Annotated in this window: 28 protein-coding genes; 12 read left to right on the top strand and 16 right to left on the bottom strand. The window is 63.6% G+C overall.

The window, feature by feature from the left end; all coding sequences use genetic code 11:
- Positions 1-95: 95 nt before the first annotated feature.
- From B208_RS0119055 to B208_RS0119070, 4 genes are read right to left on the bottom strand one after another with little or no spacing between them, the layout of a single operon-like run.
- A complete protein-coding gene (locus tag B208_RS0119055) occupies positions 96-1,109 on the bottom strand; it encodes a branched-chain amino acid ABC transporter permease (RefSeq protein WP_018129063.1) in 1,014 nt (337 codons plus the stop codon).
- Positions 1,106-1,804: an ABC transporter ATP-binding protein gene (locus tag B208_RS0119060; RefSeq protein WP_007977224.1), complete on the bottom strand. Its 699-nt coding sequence runs from the start codon at positions 1,802-1,804 to the stop codon at positions 1,106-1,108. Before B208_RS0119060 ends, B208_RS0119055 begins: the two co-directional genes overlap by 4 nt.
- Positions 1,801-2,568, bottom strand: coding sequence for an ABC transporter ATP-binding protein (locus B208_RS0119065; RefSeq protein ID WP_007977225.1), 768 nt, complete (start codon positions 2,566-2,568; stop codon positions 1,801-1,803). The genes B208_RS0119060 and B208_RS0119065 overlap by 4 nt, the downstream gene beginning before the upstream one ends.
- A 1-nt stretch (position 2,569) precedes the next feature.
- On the bottom strand, positions 2,570-3,985 hold the full coding sequence (locus B208_RS0119070; RefSeq protein WP_026177955.1) for an ABC transporter substrate-binding protein: 1,416 nt from the start codon (positions 3,983-3,985) through the stop codon (positions 2,570-2,572).
- Between the two features lie 122 nt (positions 3,986-4,107).
- Between B208_RS0119070 and B208_RS0119075 the strand changes: the two genes are divergently transcribed.
- Complete coding sequence (locus B208_RS0119075) at positions 4,108-4,965, top strand: SDR family oxidoreductase (protein ID WP_007977229.1); 858 nt, start codon at positions 4,108-4,110, stop codon at positions 4,963-4,965.
- Between the two features lie 8 nt (positions 4,966-4,973).
- A complete protein-coding gene (locus tag B208_RS24515) occupies positions 4,974-5,135 on the top strand; it encodes an alpha/beta hydrolase family protein (protein ID WP_171970535.1) in 162 nt (53 codons plus the stop codon).
- 3 nt (positions 5,136-5,138) lie between these two features.
- On the opposite strand, the gene B208_RS0119085 is transcribed toward B208_RS24515, so the two are convergent.
- The 4 genes from B208_RS0119085 to B208_RS0119100 all read right to left on the bottom strand — a co-directional run bounded on the left by B208_RS0119085 (position 5,139) and on the right by B208_RS0119100 (position 9,074).
- Positions 5,139-5,840, bottom strand: coding sequence for a helix-turn-helix domain-containing protein (locus tag B208_RS0119085; RefSeq protein WP_007977233.1), 702 nt, complete (start codon positions 5,838-5,840; stop codon positions 5,139-5,141).
- A 116-nt stretch (positions 5,841-5,956) separates the two neighbouring features.
- Entirely contained in the window at positions 5,957-6,160 is a 204-nt protein-coding gene (locus tag B208_RS0119090; RefSeq protein WP_018129064.1) for a hypothetical protein, read from the bottom strand.
- A gap of 417 nt (positions 6,161-6,577) precedes the next feature.
- Positions 6,578-8,278 (bottom strand): AMP-binding protein, encoded by a 1,701-nt coding sequence (locus B208_RS0119095; protein ID WP_007977237.1) that lies wholly within the window; start codon positions 8,276-8,278, stop codon positions 6,578-6,580.
- Entirely contained in the window at positions 8,271-9,074 is an 804-nt protein-coding gene (locus tag B208_RS0119100; RefSeq protein WP_007977239.1) for an alpha/beta fold hydrolase, read from the bottom strand. Before B208_RS0119100 ends, B208_RS0119095 begins: the two co-directional genes overlap by 8 nt.
- 87 nt (positions 9,075-9,161) lie before the next feature.
- Here B208_RS0119100 and B208_RS0119105 point away from each other — a divergent pair, with 87 nt between their 5' ends.
- A complete protein-coding gene (locus B208_RS0119105) occupies positions 9,162-9,554 on the top strand; it encodes a MaoC/PaaZ C-terminal domain-containing protein (protein ID WP_007977241.1) in 393 nt (130 codons plus the stop codon).
- Between the two features lie 2 nt (positions 9,555-9,556).
- On the opposite strand, the gene B208_RS0119110 is transcribed toward B208_RS0119105, so the two are convergent.
- On the bottom strand, positions 9,557-10,015 hold the full coding sequence (locus tag B208_RS0119110; RefSeq protein ID WP_026177957.1) for a cupin domain-containing protein: 459 nt from the start codon (positions 10,013-10,015) through the stop codon (positions 9,557-9,559).
- 116 nt (positions 10,016-10,131) lie between these two features.
- Between B208_RS0119110 and B208_RS0119115 the strand changes: the two genes are divergently transcribed.
- From B208_RS0119115 to B208_RS0119130, 3 genes are all read left to right on the top strand, one after another.
- Positions 10,132-11,478, top strand: coding sequence for an MmgE/PrpD family protein (locus B208_RS0119115; RefSeq protein WP_007977245.1), 1,347 nt, complete (start codon positions 10,132-10,134; stop codon positions 11,476-11,478).
- 369 nt (positions 11,479-11,847) lie between these two features.
- Complete coding sequence (locus B208_RS0119125; protein ID WP_232423876.1) at positions 11,848-12,147, top strand: hypothetical protein; 300 nt, start codon at positions 11,848-11,850, stop codon at positions 12,145-12,147.
- Between the two features lie 154 nt (positions 12,148-12,301).
- Positions 12,302-12,634 carry a hypothetical protein gene (locus tag B208_RS0119130; protein ID WP_007977251.1) on the top strand — a complete coding sequence of 111 codons (333 nt, stop codon included), beginning with the start codon at positions 12,302-12,304 and terminating at the stop codon, positions 12,632-12,634.
- A 49-nt stretch (positions 12,635-12,683) separates the two neighbouring features.
- On the opposite strand, the gene B208_RS0119135 is transcribed toward B208_RS0119130, so the two are convergent.
- Positions 12,684-12,872, bottom strand: a complete 189-nt coding sequence (locus tag B208_RS0119135; protein WP_007977254.1) for a hypothetical protein — start codon at positions 12,870-12,872, stop codon at positions 12,684-12,686.
- 59 nt (positions 12,873-12,931) lie between these two features.
- Complete coding sequence (locus tag B208_RS0119140; protein WP_007977255.1) at positions 12,932-13,369, bottom strand: hypothetical protein; 438 nt, start codon at positions 13,367-13,369, stop codon at positions 12,932-12,934.
- 164 nt (positions 13,370-13,533) lie between these two features.
- Here B208_RS0119140 and B208_RS0119145 point away from each other — a divergent pair, with 164 nt between their 5' ends.
- Both B208_RS0119145 and B208_RS0119150 read left to right on the top strand, forming a co-directional pair.
- The gene (locus B208_RS0119145; protein WP_007977256.1) at positions 13,534-14,358 is read left to right on the top strand and encodes a phosphosulfolactate synthase; all 825 of its coding nucleotides are present in this window, start codon (positions 13,534-13,536) and stop codon (positions 14,356-14,358) included.
- 79 nt (positions 14,359-14,437) lie between these two features.
- On the top strand, positions 14,438-15,256 hold the full coding sequence (locus tag B208_RS0119150) for an aldo/keto reductase (protein ID WP_007977257.1): 819 nt from the start codon (positions 14,438-14,440) through the stop codon (positions 15,254-15,256).
- A gap of 1 nt (position 15,257) precedes the next feature.
- Here the strand turns inward: B208_RS0119150 and B208_RS0119155 are convergent, their stop codons facing one another.
- The 3 genes from B208_RS0119155 to B208_RS0119165 form a co-directional block, all read right to left on the bottom strand.
- Positions 15,258-16,199 carry a phosphorylase family protein gene (locus B208_RS0119155; protein WP_007977258.1) on the bottom strand — a complete coding sequence of 314 codons (942 nt, stop codon included), beginning with the start codon at positions 16,197-16,199 and terminating at the stop codon, positions 15,258-15,260.
- Between the two features lie 80 nt (positions 16,200-16,279).
- Entirely contained in the window at positions 16,280-17,857 is a 1,578-nt protein-coding gene (locus B208_RS0119160) for an acetolactate synthase large subunit (RefSeq protein WP_007977259.1), read from the bottom strand.
- A gap of 42 nt (positions 17,858-17,899) precedes the next feature.
- Entirely contained in the window at positions 17,900-18,460 is a 561-nt protein-coding gene (locus B208_RS0119165; RefSeq protein ID WP_007977260.1) for a twin-arginine translocation signal domain-containing protein, read from the bottom strand.
- Positions 18,461-18,623: 163 nt separating this feature from the next.
- On the opposite strand from B208_RS0119165, the gene B208_RS0119170 reads away from it, so the two are divergent.
- The 3 genes from B208_RS0119170 to B208_RS0119180 all read left to right on the top strand — a co-directional run bounded on the left by B208_RS0119170 (position 18,624) and on the right by B208_RS0119180 (position 21,695).
- Positions 18,624-19,514 carry a succinate dehydrogenase/fumarate reductase iron-sulfur subunit gene (locus B208_RS0119170; protein WP_026177959.1) on the top strand — a complete coding sequence of 297 codons (891 nt, stop codon included), beginning with the start codon at positions 18,624-18,626 and terminating at the stop codon, positions 19,512-19,514.
- 187 nt (positions 19,515-19,701) lie between these two features.
- The gene (gene ctaD / locus B208_RS0119175; RefSeq protein ID WP_073096689.1) at positions 19,702-21,480 is read left to right on the top strand and encodes a cytochrome c oxidase subunit I; all 1,779 of its coding nucleotides are present in this window, start codon (positions 19,702-19,704) and stop codon (positions 21,478-21,480) included.
- Positions 21,480-21,695, top strand: a complete 216-nt coding sequence (locus B208_RS0119180; RefSeq protein WP_007977263.1) for a DUF6684 family protein — start codon at positions 21,480-21,482, stop codon at positions 21,693-21,695. Before ctaD ends, B208_RS0119180 begins: the two co-directional genes overlap by 1 nt.
- Positions 21,696-21,765: 70 nt before the next feature.
- Here the strand turns inward: B208_RS0119180 and B208_RS0119185 are convergent, their stop codons facing one another.
- Entirely contained in the window at positions 21,766-22,992 is a 1,227-nt protein-coding gene (locus B208_RS0119185) for an MFS transporter (protein ID WP_018129069.1), read from the bottom strand.
- Between the two features lie 105 nt (positions 22,993-23,097).
- On the opposite strand from B208_RS0119185, the gene B208_RS0119190 reads away from it, so the two are divergent.
- Entirely contained in the window at positions 23,098-23,604 is a 507-nt protein-coding gene (locus tag B208_RS0119190) for a DUF3592 domain-containing protein (protein WP_232423877.1), read from the top strand.
- 58 nt (positions 23,605-23,662) lie between these two features.
- Here the strand turns inward: B208_RS0119190 and B208_RS0119195 are convergent, their stop codons facing one another.
- Positions 23,663-24,682, bottom strand: coding sequence for a Gfo/Idh/MocA family protein (locus B208_RS0119195; protein ID WP_007980733.1), 1,020 nt, complete (start codon positions 24,680-24,682; stop codon positions 23,663-23,665).
- Positions 24,683-24,698 lie beyond the last annotated feature (16 nt).

Genomic DNA, 24,698 nt, shown 5'->3' on the forward strand with positions numbered 1-24,698 from the left:
CCGCGAGGTGGACGATGTGGTCGCGGGTGTACTCTTCGACCCACGAGGCGTCCGTCTCCGAAATCGACCGCTCCGCGTCCGTTCCGGTTTCGGTGCTAATGGCCCCCCACCTCCTCGACGCCGAACAGGCCCTGCGGCCGGAGGATGAGGACGACCACGAGGATGAGGAAGATGGTCATCTCGGGCAGTCCCGCGAAGTCGATGGCGTTGACGAACCACCACGACATCGCCGCGTCCACCATGCCGACGAGGAGCGCCGCGACGACGGTCCCTCGGAACGTCCCGAGGCCGCCGACGATGACGACGACGAACGCCGGGAGGAGCGCTTCCGAGGCGACCGGGACGCTGGCACCCCACTTCGGGTCCCACATGAGCAACACCCCGGCGATTCCGGCCAATCCGGTGCCGAGCGCAAAGACGACGGTGAACACGCGGCGAACGTCGATGCCGAGCGCTTCGGTCATCTCCGCGTCCTCGCTTCCCGCGCGGATGACGAGTCCGTAGCGGGTCCGGGTCAGGAAGGCCCAGATTCCCGCGACGGTGAGCACGCCGAACGCGATTTCGAAGAGCGCGAGGCCGTTCACCGAGACGGAGCCGAGTCCGATCTGGTTCGTCAGGAAGCCGGGTTTCGTCCCGAAGGCGTCCTGCCAGTCGGTCTGGGGTTGCATGCCGTAGAACAGCACTGCGATTCGGACCAGTTCGTTCAGCACGAGCGTCAGCCCGAAGGTGAGCAGAATCTGGTACACCGGCGGGCGGTCGTACAGTTTGCGGATGAGGCCGACTTCGACCGCGGTTCCGAGTCCGGCGAGCAGGGCGAAGACGACCACGACGGCCACGAAAAACAGGGCCAACCGCGTGATAGAACTGCCTCCGGCGGCGACGAACGCGACCATCACCAACCCGCCGAGGTACGCGCCCAACATGGTCAGCGACCCGTGGGCGAAATTCAACACACCCATCAGGCCGAAGATGAGCGTCAAGCCGCTCGCAATCATCACGTACAGCGCGGCCTTCGCCAACCCCTGAATGAACACCGACGCGAGCGTCGATGGCCGGAGGAAATCCCCCAGCGCGCTTCCGACCCCCGCGAGCGGAACGAGTTCCATCATGCCGAGAGATACCTCCGGAGTCGCTCGTCGTCCATCGACACCTCGTTCGCGTCGCCCTGTTCGACGACGCGTCCGTTGTCGAGCACGTAGAACCGATCAGCGAGGTCGAGCGCCAGCGGGAGGTTCTGCTCGACCAGCAACAGCGTGGTATCCGTCGCCGCCTCTGCGAGCGCCTCGGCGACGGCCTCGACGATGAGCGGGGCCAGTCCCTCGCTCGGTTCGTCCACCAGCAGGAGTTCGTTCTCCCCGACGAGACCGCGGACGAGGGCCAACATCTGCTGTTGACCGCCGCTGAGATTTCCGGCCTCGCGGTCGCGGTGCTCTTCGAGGTCGGGGAACGTCTCGTAGGCGAGCGAGAGGGCCTCGTGCACGTCCTCCCCGCTCGGCACCGCCACCCGGATGTTCTCCTCGACGGAAAGTTGCGTGAACACCCGCCGCTCCTCGGGAATCCATCCGATTCCCATCTCCGCGACTTCGTGGGTGCTCTTGCCGATCAGTTCCGTGCCGCGGAACCGGACGCTCCCCCGCCGCGGCGGGGTCAGTTGGAGGATGGTGCGGAGCGTCGTCGTTTTCCCGACGCCGTTTCTGCCGACGAGGGCGACGACTTCGCCCGCTTCGACTTCCATCGAGACGCCCTCCAAGACGTGACTCTCGCCGTAGTACGTGTGGGCGTCCTCGACGGTCAGCAGGCTCACGCGATACCCTCCTCGACCTCGTAGCCGCCAAGGTACGCCTTTTGCACGTTCGGGTCGTCCCGCACCGACTCCGGCGTGTCGTCGGCGATGACAGACCCCTGATTCAACACGACGATGCGGTCGCTGACGCGCATCACGATGTCCATGTTGTGTTCGACCAGCAGCACCGCGTGGTCCTCGGCCACGTCCTCGATGAGGTCGATTATCGTCCCCACGCTCTCGGAAGAGACGCCCGCGTTCGGTTCGTCGAGCAGGAGTACGTCCGGGTCGCCCGCGAGCGCGATGGCGACCTCCAACTGGCGCGTCTGGCCGTGGCTCAGGTTCCCCGCCGTCGTCTCGGCGAAGTCGTCGAGTTCCACGCGCTCCAGAATCGCGTGGGCCTCTTCGGTGTGCTCCGGGAACGCCCTCGCGTTTCGAATCGGATTGGCCGACCCGTCCCCGTGTGCCTGCACCGCGACGCGGACGTTTTCGAGGACGGTACTCGTCGGGAAAACGTTCGTTATCTGGTAGGACCGGTGGAGTCCTAACCGCGCCGTCTCGTGGGGCTCCGTCCCCGTGATGTCCCGCCACGACCCGTTCGTTCGGAATTCGATGCTGCCCTCGCTCGGCGCGAGCACGCCGGTCAACAGGTTGAAAAACGTCGTCTTGCCCGCCCCGTTCGGCCCGATGAGCGAACACAGTTCGTCCGCTTCGAGCGTAAAATCCACGTCATCGACGGCGACCAAGCCGCCGAACCGTCTCGTCAGCCCCGTAGTTCGGAGCATGTTAGAGCGAGCAGGACATTCCGGCCGCGTCCTTCGGGATGGTCGCCTCCTCTCCCTCGATGGTGGCGAGCGGCTCGCCGGGCATGACGGCGGCGTCCCAGTTGTCTGCCCACTCGTCCGTGGTCGGGACTGGGTTGGCGACGGTCATCGAAGAGCGGGCCTGATTGTTGTACTTCTGGAAGACGTAGCCGCCCTCTCCCTTCGGCGTGTCTTTCACGGTCATACCGCGCATGGCCTCCGCGATGTCGGTCCCTTTGGTGGAACCGCTCTGGTGGACGCCCTGCACGATGGCCGATGCGGCGGTGAAGGTGCCCGAAGTGAACAGGTCCGGAACGACGCCGTAGGCCTTGGTGTACGAATCGACGAACGAGGTGTTGATATCGTTGTCGTACTGGTTCCAGTGATAGCGGGTCGTGAACGGGCCGAGTTTCGTCTTCTCTATCTTCTCTTTCGTCAGCGGTTTGCCGATGACTTTCTGCATCGTCTGGCCGACCACCTTGTTCGTGATTTGGGTCGCAAAGCCGCCGAAGACGCGGTAGTCGTAGCTTCCGGAGAGGTATTCGGTGAACAGGTTCGGGAGCGTGGCGACGGTGAATCCGCCGACGATTCCCTGTGCGCCCGCATCCTGTGCCTTGTCGAGCAGGCCCTTCCACTCCGAGTGCTCCTGCGGGACGAACTTCTTGCCGACGATTTCGACGCCTTCGTCCTCGAGTACCTGCTCGTAGTTGTTCACGACGGCCTTGCCGAAACTGTAGTCGGCCCCGAACAGGTACACCTTCTTCACGTCGGTTTCCTTGGCGACGTACTTCCCGCCGCTTCGGGCGTCCATCGCGGTGTTCTCGCTCGCGCGGAAGACGAGGTTGTTGCACGTCTCGCCGTCCGAGGTGATGGATGCAGACGCGGCCGGTCCGGCGACGTACGGCACGCCGCTCGCCTTGGCCACCGTCTTGATGACCGTCGTCGCCGAGGACGACGACGCACAGCCGAAGAGCATATCGACCTTCTGGTCCGTCACGAGGTTCGTCGCCAGTTTCTTGGCCTTGCTCTGGGAGAACCCGGTGTCGCGGACGTACAGTTCGAAATCGGTGTCGCCGACCGACACGACCGTTTTCCCGCTCTTGACGCCCGTCTTCGGGTCGGCGTCGGCTTTGTAGGCCAGTCCCGAAAGGAAGCCCCACAGGCTCTGTTGTCCGTAGTATTTGAGGCTCCCCGAAATCGGTTGGAGAACGCCGATTTTCACCGTCCCCGATACGTTCTTGGTCGTCGTCATGCCACCCGTTCCATTGTCGTTCCCCGATTTGTCGTCGTTCGTCGTATCGTTTGTGTCATCGTTTCCAGTGCACCCTGCCAATCCGGCAATCCCGACCGCACCCGCCGACGTGAGGACGTTGCGCCGTGTCAGTCTCCGCCTTGTCATACCACCTATACCGGGAGTTACGAGCGGCAAATACTGCAGGGTTAACATGTGAACAGAACGGAATCGGGCCGGTTCACATATCAACCGTGGATTTTTCCTCGCTATCGCTCGGAGTTTGAAATATGGCAGACGACGCGGTAACGCCGCCGACGTTCGACCCCGACGAGGTACTGCACGTCGAAGACGACCACTTCACGCCCGAGAACGTGGCTATCGTGACGGGCGCGGCCTCCGGAATCGGTCGTGCGACGACGCTCGCGCTCGCCGCGAACGACCTCACGGTGGTCGGGACGGACGTGGACGAGGACGGCCTGGCCGAGACGACCGACCGCGCCGAGGAGTTGGAACTCGGACGAAACGTCGAAACGGTAGTTGCCGACCTCACCGACGAGGACGAGATAGACCGCATCGTCTCCCACGCGGCGGACGCGGGCGCGGTGAAATATCTGGTCAACGTCGCCGGACTCCAGCACATCGACCCCATCGACGAGTTCCCGGCCGAGCGGTTCGACCTGCTCCACGACGTGATGGTCCGCGCGCCGTTCCTGCTGGCGAAGGCCTGCCTGCCCCACATGCGCGAGAGCGGCGATGGAACGGGCTGTATCGGCAACATGGCGTCGGTTCACGGCCACTACACCACCTCCGATAAGGTGGCCTACAACGTCTCGAAGTTCGGCCTCCGCGGCCTCACGCAGTCCCTCGCCGCCGAGGGCGACGGCGACGTTCGCGCCTTCTCGGTCAGCACGGGCTACGTGAAGACGCCGCTCGTGACGGACCAGATACCGGACACCGCCGAACAGCGCGGTATCAGCGTGGACGAGGTGGTCGAGGACGTGATGCTGGGCCAAGCGCGGACGAAGGACATGATGACGCCGCAGGACGTGGCGAACCTGTTCGTCTTCGGCTTCTCCAAACACGCGGACCACCTGAACGGCGGCGACCTGCTGTTCGACGGTGGCATGACGTTGACCTACGAGTGAGAACCGTCGTGACGTCCGACCGACTCGCGGAGGACGGCGTGTCCGTCGAACACCGGGACTACGAGGCGATGGTACACGGCTTTGCCAACATGCTCGGCGTCGTGGACACGACGGACGAGTTTTTCGCCTACGCTGGCGAGCGACTACGGAGTACGTTCGAGGGAGAATAACGTTCAGTCGAGCAGTTCTAGCGCGTCCACGACGCGCTGTATCATCTTTCGCTGTCCGCGGCGGAGGTTCTTCGAGACGGCGGGTTTCGAGACGCCGAACTCGTCGGCCAGCGTGCCGAGGGTGGCCGACCGCGGACTCTGGAAGTAGCCGTCCCTGACGGCGTGTTCGAGCGTCTCGCGCTCCACGTCCGAGAGGTCCCGACAGCCGTCGATGAGCGTCATCGCGGCCCCCGCGTTCTGCACGAGGTTCTGTAGGTCCGGCAGGTCGGGCGTTTCGCGCGATACGACCTCGAACTCGTTGTTCCATTCGAGTTCCGAGAGCGCGCCCTCCGCGACGTCCTCGTGATCGAAGCCGACGTGCCACAGTTCGTGGCCGTCCTCGATGTAGAACGGGCCGGTGATGTAGCCGTCGTGGTTGCGGATGGACTCCATCGCCTCCGTCTGCCCGATGGTGGTTCGGATGTGCGCGACGTTCTCCCGCTTCGACAGCAGGGAACAGTCGTGCATGTTGTCGTGTTCGCGGAGCGCCCGTAGACCGTGTTCGAGTTCGGTTCGGTCGTCACCCTCGACCACCAACCGCGTCTCCAACTCCTCCCGCGCTCGATCGAAATCCCAGTGAACGGCCGAGTACGCCACGCCGTAATCGTCGGAGGAGTCGATGAACGGGCAGTCGTACTGCTCCATGTCCATCGTGAGGTCTATCATTATCGTTCGCTCTGTTACCGCGGAACATACGTAAGACGAGTTAAAATAGTTTCCTTATCGCTCGTTGCTGGCTGATTTCTCCTGTCGATAGTGAAAAAAGGCGGTGACGTCGATATTCACGGACCGGTTGCATTCTCCTCGTTGCGTCGCAGATACTGAAAGACGAGTGCGAACGCCAGCCCACCGGCGGCACCCGTAATCACGGGGGCAACCAGTGCCCCGTCGAAGACGAACACACTGAGCACACCCCATATCCCCGCCCACAGCACGACTATGATGGTCGAGTAGACCCATGGATTTTCGAGGCTGAAGACATCCATAGCTGAAATTGGTTTTACACTACCATATCTGTGTTGGAAATATATGCCGTTCAGTATCTCTCTCGTAGCTATCGAACCGTCCGTTCGAAAGGGTACGACGACGCTCGACGGAAACTGACTCGAATCACGCGTCGCCCCCCCCCCGCCGTTTCCGCCATCGGTCGAAGACGTAGATGAGGGACAGAAAGAATCCGCACCTCGCACCGGACACCGCTTGGTTAACCGGACGTTCACCGAAGAAGAGAACTCCTATAGTCACCCACGCCACTGCACTGAGGATGATCATTCCGGGTACGAAGACCGACGGTTTTTCCGGGCGCATTTTCTTCATTACGACACCATTGTTCCGGACATCAGATCAGAATTAGCTCCCTAAATCCAAACTCCTTTTCTAGCCCGACGAATCGGATTCGACGGCTATTTCGCCTCCCCGAACTCCGACTTCACCGCTTCCCTATCTATCTTCGACGGCCCGGACATCGGCATCCCGTCCACGAACGCGAGGTGGCGCGGGCGCTTGAACCGCGCGAGTTTGCCGTCGAGAAACGCCTCCAAATCGGATAGCGTGAGCGACTCGTCACCCTCGACGACCGCTTTTCCGACCTGTCCCCACTTCTCGTGGGGGACGCCGACTACGACGACTTCCTCGACCTTCGGGTGGTCGGCGATGACGTCCTCGACTTCGGCGGGGTAGACGTTCTCGCCGCCGCTGACGTACATGTTCTTCTTTCGGCCCTCGATGTAGACGTAGCCGTCCTCGTCCACGCGCGCGAGGTCGCCCGTGGACACCCACTCGCCGGTAGATTCGCGCCCCTCGTCTTCCGGGCTTCCATTCGCCTCGCTCACGGGTATCCCGAACGTCTCCGCGCTCTCCTCCGGATTCTTCCAGTAGCGGTCGGCGGCGTGGGGCGAGGCGAGTTCGAGTTCGCCGATGGTCCCTGACGGGAGCGGTTCGCCGTCGTCGTCCACGACGCGGGCATCGACGTGCATTGCGGGAACGCCCACGCTGTCGGATTTCTCGTGGGACCAGCCGTCCGGCAGGGTGAAGTTGTTCGGTCCGCACTCGGTGAGCCCGTAGCCCTGCGAGAGTTCGATGCCGCGGTCCCACCACGCCTCCATCACCGAGTTGCGGCACGGGCCGCCGCCGCTCTTGGCGAAGCGGAGCGTCGAGAGGTCGGTGTCGTCCCACTCGTCGTGGTGACACATCATCCGCAGGACGGCGGGGACCGCGACGAGGACGGTCGCCCCTTCCGACTCCACCAGTCGGAGCACGGACTCGGGGTCGAACTCGCGGGCGATGACCACCCGCGCGCCGAGGTGGAAGAGGGGGACCGTGAGGACGTTCCACCCGCCGGTGTGGAACAGCGGGAACACCATCGGCGTCACGTCCTCCGGGCGCAACCCCCACGCAGTGATGGTGTTGAAGGAGTTCCAGAGGACGGAGCCGTGGGTGATGACCGTCTCCTTCGGGACGCCCGTGGAACCGCCCGTGTGCAGGAAGAGGTGCGGGTCGTCCATCGACACGTCGGCGGTTTCGACCGGCGAACCGTCCACCGGACGGACCGAATTCCACGACCGCCATTCGTCCTCTCTCCATTCGTCCCCCCGCCATTCGCCCTCTCGTGATTCGGCCGCGTGCGATGCGGACCCGTCCGACGGGTCCGAATCGCTTTCCGACGAATCCTCGTCCGCCGGGAGCGTGACGACCGTCGTTTCGAACTCGCGGGCGTCGTGGGACAGCACGTCGGCGGCGAGCTCGGCGAAGGGCGCTTCCACGACGAGCAGTTCCGGTTCGACGTCGTTCAGCATCTGCACCAGTTCGCGCGGTGCGAGGCGGTGTGAGAGCGGTGCGAGCACGCCGCCGGTCTTCCCGGTGGCGAAAAAGCAGTCGATGAGTTCCGGACGGTTGCGCGAGAGGACGGCGACGCGCTCGCCGTCGGCAACCCCGTGTTCGCGGAGCAGTCGGGCGGTGCGGTTCGCCCGTCGGTCGAGTTCGCGGTAGGTGTAGCGCTCGCCCGTGGTGGCGTCTACCAGCCCCACCGCGTCGGGAGAGAGTTGCGCCCGCTTTTCGCTCCACGCGCCGACCCATTCGTACGGCCGCGTCGAGTGCTCAGGCATCGTCGAGGAAGGTTCGGAGTCGTTCGTTTACCGCCCCGGACTGCTCGATGAAGAAGAGATGTGGTCCGCCCTCGAAGGGTTCGAGTTCCGCGTGCGGGATGCGGTCGGCGAGCAGTTCGGCGTTCTCGAAAGGTAGTACGCTGTCCGCGGTTCCGTGCGCGATGAGGGTCGGGAGCGAGAGTTCACCGAGACGGTCGCTGGCGTCGAAGTTCGTGACGCCCATCGCCTGTGCTCCCCTCGCTTCGTCGGACGCGTCACCCGCCAGTCGCCAGTCCACGATGTCCGAGAGGAGGTCGTCGTGCTCCGCGGCGAACTCCTCGGTCATCGCGGGGGCCATCTTGTAGCGAATCGCCTCGCGTTCGTCGCACCCCTCGGGCACGTCGAACATCCGTTCCTGCGTCTCCGGCGGCGTCGGCACCCCCTCGTCGCCGCCCGGCGTGGTGCAGAGGAGAGAAAGCGTCTGCGCCCGGTTGTAGTCGAGCGCGTACTGCTGGGCTATCATCCCGCCCATGCTCGCACCGACGACGTGTACCGATTCGACGCCGACGGCCGCGAGTACCGCTTCGAGGTCGCCCGCCATCTCCTCGATGCTGTAGGGACCGTCCGGCGCGTCGGAATCCCCCGTCCCGCGGTTGTCCCACACGATGACGCGATAGTCGTCCGCGAACGCCTCGCGTTGCCAGCGCCACATCCACCGCCCGTAGCCGAGTCCTTCCACGAAAACGATGGGGTCGGCGTCCGTCGGTCCGTGCTCCTCGTAGTAGAGCGAAACGCCGTCGTTGTCGGTAAATGGCATGCGTATTGCGACGTATGAGCGTGTAATCAACCCCCTGTTTTACATGTTAACCCGGAGATTCATTCCGGCCGGGGACCGAGTTCGGGTATGCCAGTCGCATCCGTCGGGGACTCCGAAACGGCAACGTTGGAACTGACGCAGGAACGAATCGACCGGTTCGCGGCGCTCACCGGCGACGAGAACCCGCTCCACGTGGACGCCGACTACGCCGAGGACGGACTGTTCGGGGGTCGCGTCGCCCACGGTGCGCTCACGGCCAGCGTCGTCAGCGCCGCGCTCGCGGCGCTCCCCGGCGACATCGTGTATCTCTCCCAGAACATCGACTTCGAGAATCCCGTCCGGCCGGGGGAAACCGTCAGCGCGACGGCGACCGTGACCGAGGATTTGGGCACGGACCGCCTCGCGGTGGAAATCAGCGCGGAAACCGACCGGGAAGTCCTCTCCGGCGAGGCGACAGTCATGTCGCTTCCGCACGAATAGGGTCACCAACCGTATCGCCCTGTTTCTGCGCCACAAACTTCGCAGTAGAACACGACTTCGCCGTCCGACTCTTCGGGGACTGCTGGCGTTCGCTCCTCACACGACGGGCACGTTCGGCGGAGGTCCATCGGTTCGTCGCTACGCGGCGCACCGAGTGCGAGGACGACGAGTCGGTCGCCCCCGTCGTTCCTCCCCTGTTGCCACTCGCCCGGTGCGAACCGTATCAGTTCCCCGGCGTCTACTTCGACATCTCCGTCCTCGGTTTCGAACGTCGCCGTGCCCGAGAGGACGTAGAACACTTCCTCCTGCTTGTGATGGCGGTGATAGCAATCGCCGATGTGTTCGCCGGAAGCGCGTTCGTAGTAGTTGAGTGCGAGGCCGGTAGCCCCGAGCGCTTCGGTGAGCGGTTGGAATGCGCGGGACGCGTGGCCGTTCGTATCCTCTATTGCGACTTTCTTCATCTCGTGTGGATTCACGTGGATGTCGATAATGGTTTTCCACACCCCGAAAGTGCCGCCGAACTACCGACTCGTATCGCCCGCTGTACTTTTACCTGTGCCCGTTGCTCACATGAGCCATGACGACGACAGCAGAACTCGCGGATTTCGTCGCGGAAACGACCTACGATGATCTTTCGGAGGACACGGTGGACGAACTCAAAAAGCGGGTGCTCGACTCGGTGGGAATCGCCGTGGGAGCGATGGGCGAAAAACCCGTCGAGGCGGTTCGCGCGACCGTCGAGGAGATGGGTGACGGCGGGGACTGTACGCTCTGGGGTGGCGGAAGCGCGTCCCCGCCGGACGCGACCATGCTGAACACGGCGTACGTCCGGTATCTCGACTACATGGACTCGTTTCTCGCACCCGGCGAGACGCCGCATCCGAGCGACAACATCGCCGCCGCAATCGTGTGCGGGGAGTACGAGGGGTGTACGGGGGAAGACCTCATCACCGCCATCGCCGTCGCGTACGAGGTGCAGGCCGAACTGGCGTGGAACGCGCCAGTTCGGGACAGAGGATGGGACCACGTTACCCACACCGTCATCTCGGCGACGGCGGGCGCGTCGAAACTGCTCGGGTTGGACCGCGAGGAAACCCGGTCCGCCATCGGCATCGCCGGAACCGCGCACAACGCCCTCCGGGTGACGCGGACCGAGGGCATTTCGGAGTGGAAGGGTCTCGCCTCAGCGAACGCCGCGCGAAACGCCGTCTACTCGGCGATGCTGGCGAAAAACGGCGTCGAGGGGCCGACGAACCTCTTCGAGGGGCAAAAGGGATGGAAGCATATCGTCTCCGGCGAGTTCGACGTCGACCTGTCGCCGGGCGAGCGCGTCCACGACGTGATGACGAAGCGGTACGTCGCCGAGACGTACGCCCAGTCGGCCGTCGAGGGAATCATCGAGTTGGCGAAGCGCGAGGACATCGACCCCGACGACGTGGAATCGATTCACCTCGATACGTTCGCGGGTGCGAAACTCATCATCGGCGGCGGCGAGGGGTCGCGCTACGAGGTGGAGACGAAGGCGCAAGCCGACCACTCCCTGCCATACATGCTCGCCGTGTCGCTCATCGACCGCGAGATGACGAACGCGCAGTACGACCCGGACCGAATCCGACGGGACGACGTACAGGAACTCCTTCGAACCGTCGAAGTGGAGGAGGACGGGGACCTCACGGACCGCTTCGAGGCGGGCGAGATGCCCGCGAACATCGACGTGGTGATGGACGACGGCACGACGTACCACGTCGAGAAGGACGACTTCGCGGGCCATCCGAACAACTCGATGTCGTGGGAACAGGTTGAATCGAAGTTCGAGCGGATGACCGAATCCCGATACGACGAAGCGCACCGGGGGGACATCATCGAGACGGTACGCGGACTCGAAGACCGGGATGCCGACGACATCGTGCGGTTACTCGACTAACGGCGGCGCGTCAGCCCTCGGTTAACTCCCGGATATGCTGACAATGGATAGCATATAACTTGACTGGAAGCTCGAACATATTATATGTTTTATGATATTTATCGTCCGGTCGGCTGCGCTTTATCGGATAAGTTAGCCGAACTGTGTTGGACCGAAAGACCTGAATTCGGCTGTATCGTCCGGCTTATCCTGCTTACCTCACCTCGATGAAGGTAGCCATCAGGTACCGACCCGCCGCGTCGAAAAAACGGTCCTCTCCATTGAAATACAGTTGCGACGACACGAGAAAGTGGACGATGAACACACGACGACGTGTCGGTGTCGTCCAAGGTGAATACAATGAAAAAAGGAACTAGAATGCTCCTCGCTATGACCGTCGTTGCCAGCCTCTTCGCGGTTGGCTTCGTCGGAAACGCGGCCGCATTCGCGGACGACAATCAGGCACAGTACAGTGAACAGCACGCGTGGTCCGGTGTGAGCCAGGACCAGTACGTCGCACAGGGCAACGCCAACCACCAAGAGGACAACTACGCGGTCTCGGCTGCGGTCGGCTGGGACAGTGATTCCGGCAACGCGTACGCGGTCCAGTACAGCGAGCAGGAGAACGAGAACGCGCAGGGTGCCTGGTCCAGCGCAGAAAACTACAACTGGCAGAACCAGGACGACTAAACCAGCGGATTACTGAACTCGGCGAATCGAGTTCCAAACGCTTTACAGCACGACTATTTTTCGGCCCGTCGGCGCGACGACGACCGGTAATCGAGATTGCGCGACGGATGGGTTCCCAATAACAAAGCACGAGAGCGCCGTTCTCCGTTTCGATATGACCGACGCAGACCGTCCGTCCAGAACTCCGGTCGATTCCGGTTCTGACACCGACGACCAGCGTTTACGACCGACCGACGCGACGACGCGCGGCATCGTCCTGCTCGTCGTCCTGTCGTTCGGAATCGTACCCGGCGTCCTCTCGGGAGCACCGTCGTCGCCGTCACCCCCGACCGAGACGGTGGCGGACTCCTGTTCGGCACCGTCCGACAACGGCGTCCTGTGGCACCTCCAGCGCTACGGCGCTGGCTGTGAGCGGAACGACTTCGTTCGCTTTCCGGCGGGTGAGCAGATAGACCGCATCGGCGAACCGCCGTGGGTGCCGCTGTAGCGGGTCGTCGCGCCGACTACCGAGCGCGATTCCGAGACTGCACTCCCAGCTAGCCAAAGAGCAGTCGAATGTCGTCCAGTCTGTCCTCGCCGTCGGCGTCGTCCCGTTCGACGTCGATTCCCGGAGACCCCGTGATCGTTCCGTCCTCGGCCACCGACGCGCGGAAGCCGACCTGATACCTCGTCGTTCGTCGTTCGCTTCCCTTCAGTCGAAACAGGCCGTCTCTGTCGCGCTTCAAACGCTCGCTACCGGCGAGAAATGCCGGGTTTCCGCACGTCTCGGCGTCGAACGACCCGCCTATCGATATCCGTGTTCGAGTCTCAGTGAACGCTTTTTGTCCGCTATCGGTTCCGTTCCGGGTTCGGCGTCGGATTCAGGCGACGGACAGTCCCGACAGTAGACGTTTTCGCCCCAGTCGAGCGTTCTGAGCGGGATGCCGAAGGCGACCTGCTGTTTGGCGTACCGCCGCCGCTCGCCGTCCTCGGTTCGACCTCCACAGCAGTCACAGCGGACCCGTCCGTCGGTTTCGATGGGTCGGATGTCGGTGCGGTGTTTCACCCCGAAGCTCGTCGGCGAGTATGCCACACGTCCTCGGGAGAACGCCCACGTCATCCCCAACAGGGTCAATCCCCACGCGAGCGTCCCGTCGTCGATTCCGAAGTACGAGTCCGGGCCGATGAACGAGACGGCGAACACCGCCATCGTGGTGAGCAAAAAAATATCGTCGAAGCTCATCGACCGAATCTCCGACGCGAGTGATGGTGGAGAGCCCATACCTGTAAAATTTCGAACCGCGTTCCTTCAGCGTTTGGCGAACGAATATTCTATTGAGTTATTGTCATTTACTGCGACGCCCAACGCCTTTAGTATCTGTTCGTCGTACCCCGTCCGGGGGTTTCATGACCGACAGAGCATTCGACTTTCTGCACGTCAACGAGCGCGAATCGAAACCGCGGGAGAAGGGAATCACCGAGATGCGCGGGCCGTACTACGACCCGATGGGGCCGCGCGAACTGCAGGACATCCTCGACACGATGGGCGAGTACGTGGACATCTACAAGTTCTCGGGCGGGTCGTTCGCACTGATGCCCGAGGACGTGGTGGAGGAACTCATCACCGTCTGCCACGAGTACGACGTTCAGGTTTCGACCGGGGGATTCATCGAGAACGTCCTCGTCCGCGACAACGACAAGGTAGAACGGTACATCGAGGAGGCCGGAAACCTCGGTTTCGACATCGTGGAAATCTCCTCGGGATTCATCGCCATCGACACCGACGACCTCGTGGAACTGACCCGACTCGTTCAGGACCACGGCCTGAAGGCCAAGCCCGAAATCAACGTCCAATTCGGCGCTGGCGGGGCCTCTTCGGTCGAGGAACTGGAGAGCGAGGCGGCCATCGACCCCGCGAGCGCCATCGAGGAGGCTCACCGCCATCTCGAAGCAGGCGCGTACAAAATCATGGTCGAATCCGAAGGAATCACCGAGCGCGTCCGCGACTGGCGGACCGACGTGGCCTTCGAGATAGCGAACGAGGTCGGCATCGAGAACTGCGTGTTCGAGGCCGCCGACCCGCAAGTCTTCGAGTGGTACATCAAGAACTTCGGGCCGGAGGTGAACCTGTTCGTGGACAACTCCCAAATCGTCGAGTTGGAGTGTATGCGTTCGGGACTGTGGGGGAAGAAGAGTTCGTGGGGACGCGTGGTGTCGTACGACGAGGAATAGCGGCGGCGTATCGGGAACGCCGCTCGACCCTCACCAGTCCGCCAGTCGATATTTACCGTCCCGCACGCATACGAACGATATGGAGTACGAGACGATTCACGGGGAGGAGATTCCGAAGGTCGGCCTCGGAACGTGGCGGATGGAGGGCGCGACGTGCCGCGATGCGGTCGGAACCGCGCTCGACCTCGGCTATCGACACATCGACACCGCGCAAGCCTACGGCAACGAGCGGCAGGTCGGGCAAGCCATCGAGCACTCCGACGTCGACCGCGACGACATCTTTCTGACGACGAAGGTGTGGCCGATGCACCGCAAACGTCCCGACATCGTCAACTCCGTCCACGAGAGTTTGGCGCAGTTGGGGACCGAGTACGTGGACTTGCTCCTCATCCACTGGCCGAACCCGCTCGCCTCGACGGGCGAGGTGATGCGGACGCTCTCGGACCTACAGAGCGACGGGGTGGCCCGCCACATCGGCGTGAGCAACTTCGACACGGGGCAGTTGGAGACGGCGCGGGAGGAGGCGACGGTGGACGTGTTCACCGACCAGGTGCAGTTTCACCCGTTCAACCCGCAGGCGGAGTTGCTCGACTACTGCCAGCGAAACGACGTGCTGCTGACGGCCTACAGTCCGCTGGCCCACGGCGGCGCCATGCACGACCACGTTCTCACGGAACTCGGGACGAAGTACGACAAGTCCCCGGCACAGGTCGCACTCCGGTGGGTGACACAGCAGGACGGCGTGGTGACGATTCCGAAATCGACGAGCGAGGCGCACCTGAAACAGAACCTCGAAATCTTCGACTTCGAACTGACCGAGACGGAGATGGCGCTCGTAGCGCGCCCCTCGCGCCTTCGCACGGGAATGTCGATGCTTCGCGGCCGGTTGGGACGGTAACTCAGCCTGTTTCCCCGTTCACATCTCCACCGTCGCGGAGTTCCTCCACGATGGCCGACCCGACGCGGCGAACGTTCTCAAGCGTGACGTCGAAGGTTTCCGCCTGCACGCCGTCGTGCAGGCTCTCCCGAATCGACTGTCCGTCGTGGGGTCTGTCGAAGTTGGCGACCCCGCGCACGCTCAGATACCGGTCCAGCAGTCCGAACCGGTCGAGGGCGGTCGCCGTTCCCATCTCTTCCATCTCGGTCGTCGCGTAGGTTCCGGCACCGTACTGCTCCGTGAGCCACTGGGCGTGCTCGGAAATCGTCGCTCCGTGCCAGAACTCGTCGCCACAGAGCGTCGTTCCGACATCGACGCCGGGCTTCGACCGCGCAGCTTGCTGTTCGTAGCGGTTTCGGTACGCTTCCGTACCCGACGAATCGAGGAGTTCGACCGACTTTGCGACCCGGACGGCTTCGGTCACGAGGTCGTCGTTCAGGTGGTAGACGTAATCGTGCGGCCGATAGGAGAGGAGTTCGAGCGGCCGCTCCCGCTCGTCCGTTGTCTCGCCGTCGCGCGCCGCCCAGCGATGTTTCCGGTCCCAATCGACGATGCTGTCCGCGACGAACACGGACCCGAGCGTTCCGACCGTCGGCGGCGCTCCGGCGATGCCGACCGTTAGAAAGTACGTCTCCGAGCAGTCGAACCGCTCTCCGGCGAGGATGGCGGTCACGGTCGCCGCCGCATCCGCTTTTCCCATCCCCGTCGAGGTGATTCCGATGCCGTCGTCCGTGTAGTAGACGGGCATGTTCGCGCCCGATACCGACACCGAATTCTCGAACTCGTAGCTCTCGCGCCAGCGTTCGAACTCGTCGGGGAGGTCTTTCTCCACGTCGAAGTCGTCCGCCGCGAAGGCTGGAAGCAGGAGCACGTCGAGGGCGATCGGTTCCGTCGTACCAGTCATTCGAGAACTCGTTCGTCGGCGTTCGTATAGGTGATTTCGGTCGGGGTACCCGCCGACTCGATTCCGGCGCGGGTTCGTGCTTACCGCACCGGTATCTCGACCAACGTCATGTCCTCGCTCTCGACCGCTTCGGTCAGCGCCGCGTCGATTTCGTCCCACGTCTCGGCCCGCGTGGCGTCGATGCCGAAGCTTTCGGCGAATTTCACGAAGTCGGGATTCGTCAGGCCGGTCCCGAAGTGTTCGCCGAACTCCTCCTCCTGTTCCTCGGTGATGAGTCCGTACTCGGAGTCGTTGAAGACGATGATGGTGTACGCACAGCCGAGTCTGGTCGCCGTCTCTATCTCCGCCGCGTTCATCATGAACCCGCCGTCCCCCGTGGCGACGACGACGTTCGAATCGGACGCGAGGTCGGCCGCCAGACCGCCCGGAACGCCGATTCCCATGCTGGCGAGCCCGTTCGAGACGATGACCGTGTTCGGTTCGTAGGTCGGGAAGTTCTGCGCGATGGCCATCTTGTGGCTGCCCACGTCGGAGACGAGCACGTCCTCGTCGGCCATCGCCTCCCGGAGGAATGGGAGGACGTTCTTCACCGTCACCGGGTCGTCGGACTCGGGGTGCCGGGTCGTCTGCTCGGCGATGGCCTCGCGCTTGTCGCGGTACCATTCGGCGGGGCAGGCCACGTCGAGTCGCTCCCGGAGCGCGTCGAGTCCGGCGGAGATGTCACAGACGAGTTCAACGTTCGGGTTGTAGTGTTCGTACACCTCGGCGGGTTCGGAGTCGAGGTGAACGATGTCCTTGTCGCGGTCGGGATTCCAACTTTCGGGGTCGTGTTCGGCGATGTCGTAGCCGAGCGTGAGCACGCAGTCGGCCCGCGCGATGGCGTCCGCGGCCTCGCCGTTTTCGCCCGAGTCGAGCGTGAACAGGGAGTGCTCGTCGGCGTCCGAGAGCGCCCCCTTACCCATGTAGGTTCCGACGACGGGAACGTCGGTTTCGGAGACGAACTCGCGGAGGCTCTCTGCCGCCCGCTCCCGCACCGCACCGTTGCCGGCGATGACGAGCGGTCTATCGGCCCGTTGGAGCAGTTCGGCGGCGTGCTCGACGGACCGCTCGTCCGGGTCGGGTCGCCGCACCCGACGGGTGAATTCGAGCGGTTCCGCGCTCGTTTCCTCGGCCGCGACGTCCTCCGGGAATTCGAGGTGCGTCGCGCCGGGTTTCTCGTATTCGGCGAGTTTGAACGCCTTGCGAACCGACTCGTTGATGGTTTCCGGGTCGGTCATCTGCGTGTTCCACTTCGTCACCGACCGGTAGGTGTGGAGCACGTCGAGCAGTTGATGGCTCTCCTTGTGCTGGCGCTCGAGTCCGGCCTGTCCGGTGATGGCGACGACGGGACTCTTGTCCAGATGTGCGTCCGCGACCCCCGTCAGGAGGTTCGTCGCGCCCGGCCCGAGCGTCGAGAGGCAGACGCCAGCACGTCCGGTCACCCGCCCGTGCACGTCGGCCATGAACGCCGCACCCTGTTCGTGTCGAACGGGGATGAACTCGATGTCGGAGTCGCGGAGCGAGAAGAGGACGTCGCCGAGTTCCTCGCCCGGCAACCCGAACACGTACTCGACGCCCTCCTGCTCCAGACAGTCCACCAGCAAGTCGGATGCTTTCATCGCCCGAAATACGAGGAAGAAGGATTAGTGCTTGGTGGCGGGTCAGCAGTTGACCGGCTTCACGCTATCGACGGCGAGCAGGCGACAGCCGCTTCCCGTCTCGGCTTCGAGGAGCAGGCTCCGGTCGCTCGAACACAGTTCGAGGTCACAGCTACAGAAGGTCAGTACTGTGTCGCCGTCGGCGTCGCCGTCCACGTTCTCGTTTTTCACGCGACACGCCGGTGCGGACCGCCCGTCGGTCTCCGAGAGCAGACCGTCGATGTCCGCACAGGAGATGTCTCGCCACTTCGGATTTCGGTACTTCTGACAGCGCCGCGATTCGAACGGTGCCCGGTCCGACGACGGAACCAGACGAACGCTCTCGGGTTTCACGTTCGGCCAGCCGATGTAGACCGTGACGGGTTCGTCCGCCCGCGCGTTCACCGTGTTCGGACAACAGCCGGGTTTCACGTCCATCCAACAGGTCTTACAGCAGTCCTCCGTCTCGTCTTGCGCACTCGCCTGCCCGACGAGCGAGGGGACGCCGAAAGCCACCCCGGCGGTGGCGAGGGCACCCCGTTTGAGGACGCGTCGTCTGCTCTGTGCGTGTCGTTTGGATTCCATGCGAATCGTTCCTGCATGGTCGCCCAACATGTTACCGTTTTTGTCCGTTTCAGAGAGGTGTTCGTCGAACCGTCGTTCCGTCGCTCGCCATCCGACCGAAATGGCATATCGACGACGGGGTTTATCCTCGTTCGGCCCGTGATACCCGTGCGAGGGGGTTTCGATGAGCCAACAGGAAGGGGAAATGGAGCGACAGGAGTCCGAAGAGGAAGTGGAACAGGCTGGAAGAGCGACCGAATCGTCGCCACAACAGCGCCGACTGGAGCGCAAGGCGCGGCGGCGACGGGAGCGCGAAGCCGAGGCGGAACGGGCCGCCGAATCGCGGGACGAGTCGGTTCACCTCAAGGTGTTCCGGTACGACCCCGACGTGCCCGAGAAGCAAAAGCCGCGGTTCGACCACTTCTACGTCCCGGACAAACGGGGGCTGACGGTCCTCGACGCGCTCATCTACGCCCGCGACCACTTCGATTCCACGCTGACGGTGCGCCACTCGTGTCGGCAAGCCATCTGCGGGAGCGACGCCGTGTTCATCAACGGGTCACAACGGCTGGCCTGCCAGACGCAGGTGTCCGACCTCGACAGCCCGGTGCAGGTCGAACCGTTGCCGCATCAGGAGGTCATCAAAGACCTCGTGGTGGAGATGGAGCACTTCTACGACCAGATGCACGCGGTCGAACCCTACTTCCAGACGGACGAGAAGCCGGACGACGACCTCGAAGAACAGCGCCAGTCCCGCGAGAACCGCGAGGAGATAAAGACGGCAACCCGGTGTATCTGGTGCGGTGCGTGCATGTCCTCGTGTAACATCGCGGCGGGCGACAACCGGTACCTCGGCCCGGCGGCCATCAACGCGGCGTACCGGTTCGCCATGGACGAACGCGAGGGCGAGTCCGTGACGGAACATCGACTGAACCTGATGGACCAAGAACACGGCGTCTGGCGCTGTCAGACGCAGTTCTCCTGTACCAACGTCTGCCCGAAGGACATCCCGCTGACACAGCACATTCAGGAACTGAAGCGGGAAGCGGTGAAGAAAAACCTCACGTTCTGGTAACGCCCGGTTCGGCGCGTCGTCCGTGCGTTCCGCGTTGCCGTCCGCCACTTGAGTTGTCGTGCTACGTCCCTTCTCGCGGAACGCTTCACATCGAATACAATTCAGGTCATAGATGGGACCCGTGTGTCCACGCAATAAATGACAAACGACCGAAACGAATTACTCCTTGCCTCCCGACCATTGTGTGATGGCAGCGCTTACCACATCATTGGCGCTCTCCATCCTGATGGGTGGGTTCCTTCTCGTCGTCCTCTACTTCATCCTCCAAGTCGAGGACTGGCGGTCGTACACACCCACCGGTGGGGGGTTCGGTCGCGGCGAAGAGCAGGGGGTCGGCTACGCGCAAAAGCCCTCGGGGATACTCCGTTGGCTGACGACTGTCGACCACAAGGATATCGGCATCCTGTACGGCGTCTACGGGTTGATAACGTTCGCTTGGGGCGGAATCGGCGCCCTGCTGATGCGAACCGAACTACTCTCGCCTGACACGATGTTCCTCCAGGCGCAGTCGTACAACGCGCTGATGACGACCCATGGCCTCACGATGTTGCTCCTGTTCGGGACGCCGATGATTGCGGCGTTTGCGAACTACTTCATCCCGCTCCTCATCGGGGCGGACGACATGGCGTTCCCGCGCATCAACGCCATCGCCTTCTGGTTGCTACCGCCCGCGGCGATACTCATCTGGATCGGCTTCCCACTCGGGGCAATCGGGTCGGGCATCCAACCGGCACAGACGAGTTGGACGATGTACACGCCGCTTTCCGTTCAGCAACCGAGTCCGGCGACGGATCTGATGCTTCTCGGTCTGCACCTCTCGGGCATCAGCACCACGATGGGGGCGATAAATTTCATCGCCACCATCTTCACCGAACGCGGTTCGAACATCGGGTGGGAGAACCTCGATTTGTTCTCGTGGACGATGGTCACGCAGTCGGGGCTCATCCTGTTCGCGTTCCCGCTGCTCGGCAGCGCCATCATCATGCTCCTGCTCGACCGCAACTTCGGGACCACGTTCTTCTCCCCACAAGGCGGCGGCGGTCCGATTCTGTGGCAACACCTCTTCTGGTTCTTCGGGCACCCGGAGGTGTACATCCTCGTCCTCCCGCCGATGGGGTTGGTCAGTCTCATTCTACCGCGCTTCGCGGGCCGGAAGCTGTTCGGATTCAAGTTCGTCGTCTACTCGACGTTGGCCATCGGCGTCCTCTCGTTCGGCGTTTGGGCCCACCACATGTTCGCAACGGGTATCGACCCACGTATCCGTCTCAGTTTCATGGCGGTGTCGCTGGCCATCGCGGTGCCCAGCGCCGTCAAGGTCTTCAACTGGATTACGACGATGTGGAACGGGAACATCCGCCTGACGGCACCGATGCTGTTCTCCATCGGGTTCATCCAGAACTTCATCATCGGGGGCGTGACGGGCATCTTCCTCGCGGCGATTCCGGTCGACCTCGTGCTCCACGACACCTACTACGTCGTCGGCCACTTCCACTTCATCGTGATGGGTGCCATCGGGGTCGCCCTGTTCGCGGCGTTCTACTACTGGTTCCCGATTTACAGCGGCAAGATGTACCAGAAGTCGCTCGCCCACTGGCACTTCTGGCTGACGATGATCGGAACGAACGTGACGTTCTTCGCCATGCTGTTCCTCGGCTACGGCGGCATGCCCCGCCGGTACGCGACCTATCTCCCGCAGTTCACGACGTGGCACCAGGTCGCCACGCTCGGTGCGTTCATCCTCGGTATCGGCCAGTTCATCTTCGTCTGGAACATCGTCCAGTCGTGGCTCGAAGGCCCGGCGGTCGAAAGCGGCGACCCGTGGGCGCTGGAGGAGGAAGGCATGCTTTCGCCCGAGTGGGTGTGGTTCGAGAACCGACGCGAAACCGCGCTCGCCGACGGTGGCGACGGCGATGGCGACGGACTGACGGACGGCGGTTCGGACGAGGCCACGGGAGGTGACGACTGATGGCCACCTACTCCGTCTTCGACCGCGAGACGCTGCTCGACATCGTGGTGAACATCGTTCCCCTCATCATCCTCGGGTTCTTCTTCGTCCTCTTCTTCGTAACGTCGCCGTATCCGCCGAACGAACTCTACCGCGTCCTCGGTCTGCTGTTGCTCGTCGTTCCGTTCGTCCTGCTCGGGCTGCTGACGTGGGTCGCCGCCCACTACGTCGGCTGATCGGTCGAGCGGTCCGCGGATGACCGCGACCGCCCGCCCCGCTCGTCGGTTTCACTTCCCGATAAGGGTTTCACGTCCCGATAAGTGCGGTGAGAACTGCCAAGAGCGCCGCACACGACATCACGACCGCGAGCAGGCCGAACGCGGCCGCGAACCCGGTCGTGTCGGAGACGACGCCGACGACGGCGGGCGCGAGCGCGCCGACGCCCATCAGCAGGGTACGGACCAACCCGAGGCCACCTCCGGCAACGTCGTCGGGAATCGTCGCCGCGAGGTACGCGCCGCGAATCGGACGGAATCCGTGACTGCCGATGCCGAGCGCGACGACGATACCGCCGAAGACGACGGCGCTCGCCGTCCCCGCGAGGGAAAGCGCCCCGAGCGCGCCCGCCGCGACGGCGAGGACGGCGACGGCGAGCGGAAGCCGCCCGATTCTGTCCGAGAGGTCGCCGGTGACGACCTGCACCAGACTCACGGCGAACAGGGCGCTGTAGACGAGCGACGCCGCCGACTCGGACAACCCGTGGTCGGTGAGATAGAGCGGGAGGAACGCGACGACGCCGTTGTACGCGAAGCTGAAACAGACGGTCACGCCGACGAATACCGTGAACCGACGGCTTCGAAAGAGGTCGAGATACCGCCGGAACGCGAGCGGGTTCGCGGAATCGTCTCCACCGGCGGAGTCACCATTCTCACCATCGTCCTCGGCGTCCGATGACCGCCGTGGGACGTACGCGAGGACGCCGCCGCCGAGCGCGAACCCCTCCACGGCACCCGCGAGAAAGAGCGCGTGCCAGTTTCCGGCGTCGGTCACGAGGACGACGGCCGCGGGTGCGGCCACGCCGCCGAACGCTCCGAGCGTGTCGAACAGGCCGAGCGCCCGGCCGGTTCTCGTCGGGTACTCCCGCGAGAGCAACCGAATCGAGACCGTCTTGTGGATGCCCGTCCCCACCCCGACGAGGAGCATACCGCCGACGAGCACCGCGAGCGGCGCGGCGACCCCGAGCACCAGCGCCCCTCCGGCGGCGACCGCGGCACCCGCCGCGATGACCCGCACCGCGCCGAACCGGTCGGCGAGGACGCCGCTGGGAAACTGCATGAGCGAGTAGCCGAGCATCGTGGCCGTGAACACCGTTCCGAGAAACGCGTTCGAGACGCCGAACTGGGTTCGAAAGGTGGGAAACAGCGCCGGAAGTGCGTACCGCAGGAACTTGGCGAGAAACCAGAGTCCGGCCGTCAACAGGAGCGTGTCGTAGTCGGCGACGCGCGAAAACCGACCGAACACTCGGGTTCCCATTCGCTCGTTGGTCGGTAGCGAACCGTCAAAAAGCGGACGGAAGCGGCGATGTGCGCCAACGGCTCGTGCGTAAAAACTATCATCTTTTGGTTGTCACGTCCCGTCGTGTCCCCAGATTCGAAACTCTCCAACGCGTTGAACACGTTCGACCGTACCCATCTCGGGGCGTTACTGCTGGTCGTCGGCATCGCCGTCGCGGGCTACGGCGTCTACGACTACACGCAACAATCCGACGCCGTGGCCGATGCAGTGACGGTGAACGCCACCATCACCGATACGGGCGTCGAACGCATCTCCAGGCGTCGTAGTTCCCCGGACTACAAGCCGACGGTCGCGTTCGACTATCGCTACCGCGGCGAGTCCTACACGGCACACAACATCTACCCCGCCACTATCACGCCGAGCTACGATACGAAATCGAAGGCTCGGTCTATCATCGATGGGTACGAGACGGGCGACTCGGTGACGGCATACGTATCCCCGGGGTCCCCGAGCGATGGATTTCTCGAAGCCGAAACGACGAACGAACCGCTGAAATTCGTGCTCCTCGCCGGCGGCGCGCTCATCCTCATCGGCGGCAAGCACGTCGTGGACGGCCTCGGGTGGACCTGACCCGGACGGGACCACCGAGAGTGGCTACGAACGCTTCTTCCGGTAACCGCTTCGACGATCAGTCGAGCGAAACCGTCACGCGCTCGCCGTTTCGCGCGGACTCGTAGGCCGCTTCGGTGAGCGCGGTCACGGCGAACGCGTCGCGGGCCGTCGCGGGCGGCGTCTTCCCGCTCTCGATGCAGTCGATGAACACGGCCGCCTTGTCCTCGCCCCGTTGCTGGTCGATGTAGGGCGAGACCGTCGTGCTGTCCTCCCGAATCTCGGTCAGCTGCCGCGGTTCCCACTGTCGTCCTTCGAGGTACACGGCCCCTTCGTCGTCCCAGACGTGGATGTGTTCGCGGACGCACGGCGCGTCGCTGAACACCGAGATGCTGGCCGAGGCACCGTTCTCGAACGCGACCGTGAGCTGTGCGCGCTCGTCCACGCGGTCGTCCTCGTCGGCGAACTTCATCTCCGCCTGCACCGACGTCGGCGTCAGCCCCGTCGTCCAGAGAACGGCGTCCACGAGGTGGCTTCCGGTGTCGTAGAGGTTGCCGCCGCCCGAGAGGTCGGGGTCGGTCCGCCACGTGTCCTCGAACCGGGAAATCCAGTCCTGCGTGATTTCGGCGCTGATAAACCGCGGCGTCAGTTCCGAGTCGGCCCACCGCTCGCGCGCCTCGACGAACGCCTCGTTCAAGTGGCGTTGATAGCCGACCATCAGCACCTGGTCGCTCGTCTCCGCTCGCTCCGCGAGTTCGCGCGCTTTCTCGCGGTCGGTCGTGAGCGGCTTGTCACAGAGCACGTGCAACCCGCGGTCGAGCGCGGCCGTTACCTGCTCGTAGTGGAAGGCGTGCGGCGTCCCGATGAGCACCGCGTCCAACTCCTCGGCGTCCAGCATCGCCTCGTACCGCTCGTACTGGGACCCCTGTCCGACGTAGAGCGCGTTTCCGGCCTCCGCTCGTGCCACCTCGCTCACGTCGGCGAGGGCGACGACCGTCGAGCGGGGGTCCTCCTCGAAGGCGCGTCCGACGGTCGTTCCGATGAATCCGCCGCCGATGACGCCGACGCGAAGTTTTTCCGGTGGTGATTGTCCTGACATAAGTAACTCTCTCGTG

The organism is Haladaptatus paucihalophilus DX253, from assembly GCF_000376445.1.
Taxonomy (GTDB): domain Archaea; phylum Halobacteriota; class Halobacteria; order Halobacteriales; family Haladaptataceae; genus Haladaptatus; species Haladaptatus paucihalophilus.

Excerpts from the sequence above, each read along its gene's own strand:
- B208_RS0119055 (WP_018129063.1), bottom strand. The coding sequence starts at position 1,109 with ATGATGGAACTCGTTCCGCTCGCGGGGGTCGGAAGCGCGCTGGGGGAT.
- B208_RS0119065 (WP_007977225.1), bottom strand. The coding sequence starts at position 2,568 with ATGCTCCGAACTACGGGGCTGACGAGACGGTTCGGCGGCTTGGTCGCC.
- B208_RS0119070 (WP_026177955.1), bottom strand. The coding sequence starts at position 3,985 with ATGACAAGGCGGAGACTGACACGGCGCAACGTCCTCACGTCGGCGGGT.
- B208_RS0119075 (WP_007977229.1), top strand. The coding sequence starts at position 4,108 with ATGGCAGACGACGCGGTAACGCCGCCGACGTTCGACCCCGACGAGGTA.
- B208_RS0119085 (WP_007977233.1), bottom strand. The coding sequence starts at position 5,840 with ATGATAGACCTCACGATGGACATGGAGCAGTACGACTGCCCGTTCATC.
- B208_RS0119090 (WP_018129064.1), bottom strand. The coding sequence starts at position 6,160 with ATGGATGTCTTCAGCCTCGAAAATCCATGGGTCTACTCGACCATCATA.
- B208_RS0119095 (WP_007977237.1), bottom strand. The coding sequence starts at position 8,278 with ATGCCTGAGCACTCGACGCGGCCGTACGAATGGGTCGGCGCGTGGAGC.
- B208_RS0119100 (WP_007977239.1), bottom strand. The coding sequence starts at position 9,074 with ATGCCATTTACCGACAACGACGGCGTTTCGCTCTACTACGAGGAGCAC.
- B208_RS0119105 (WP_007977241.1), top strand. The coding sequence starts at position 9,162 with ATGCCAGTCGCATCCGTCGGGGACTCCGAAACGGCAACGTTGGAACTG.
- B208_RS0119110 (WP_026177957.1), bottom strand. The coding sequence starts at position 10,015 with ATGAAGAAAGTCGCAATAGAGGATACGAACGGCCACGCGTCCCGCGCA.
- B208_RS0119115 (WP_007977245.1), top strand. The coding sequence starts at position 10,132 with ATGACGACGACAGCAGAACTCGCGGATTTCGTCGCGGAAACGACCTAC.
- B208_RS0119125 (WP_232423876.1), top strand. The coding sequence starts at position 11,848 with ATGACCGTCGTTGCCAGCCTCTTCGCGGTTGGCTTCGTCGGAAACGCG.
- B208_RS0119130 (WP_007977251.1), top strand. The coding sequence starts at position 12,302 with ATGACCGACGCAGACCGTCCGTCCAGAACTCCGGTCGATTCCGGTTCT.
- B208_RS0119140 (WP_007977255.1), bottom strand. The coding sequence starts at position 13,369 with ATGAGCTTCGACGATATTTTTTTGCTCACCACGATGGCGGTGTTCGCC.
- B208_RS0119145 (WP_007977256.1), top strand. The coding sequence starts at position 13,534 with ATGACCGACAGAGCATTCGACTTTCTGCACGTCAACGAGCGCGAATCG.
- B208_RS0119150 (WP_007977257.1), top strand. The coding sequence starts at position 14,438 with ATGGAGTACGAGACGATTCACGGGGAGGAGATTCCGAAGGTCGGCCTC.
- B208_RS0119155 (WP_007977258.1), bottom strand. The coding sequence starts at position 16,199 with ATGACTGGTACGACGGAACCGATCGCCCTCGACGTGCTCCTGCTTCCA.
- B208_RS0119160 (WP_007977259.1), bottom strand. The coding sequence starts at position 17,857 with ATGAAAGCATCCGACTTGCTGGTGGACTGTCTGGAGCAGGAGGGCGTC.
- B208_RS0119165 (WP_007977260.1), bottom strand. The coding sequence starts at position 18,460 with ATGGAATCCAAACGACACGCACAGAGCAGACGACGCGTCCTCAAACGG.
- B208_RS0119170 (WP_026177959.1), top strand. The coding sequence starts at position 18,624 with ATGAGCCAACAGGAAGGGGAAATGGAGCGACAGGAGTCCGAAGAGGAA.
- ctaD (WP_073096689.1), top strand. The coding sequence starts at position 19,702 with ATGGCAGCGCTTACCACATCATTGGCGCTCTCCATCCTGATGGGTGGG.
- B208_RS0119180 (WP_007977263.1), top strand. The coding sequence starts at position 21,480 with ATGGCCACCTACTCCGTCTTCGACCGCGAGACGCTGCTCGACATCGTG.
- B208_RS0119185 (WP_018129069.1), bottom strand. The coding sequence starts at position 22,992 with ATGGGAACCCGAGTGTTCGGTCGGTTTTCGCGCGTCGCCGACTACGAC.
- B208_RS0119195 (WP_007980733.1), bottom strand. The coding sequence starts at position 24,682 with ATGTCAGGACAATCACCACCGGAAAAACTTCGCGTCGGCGTCATCGGC.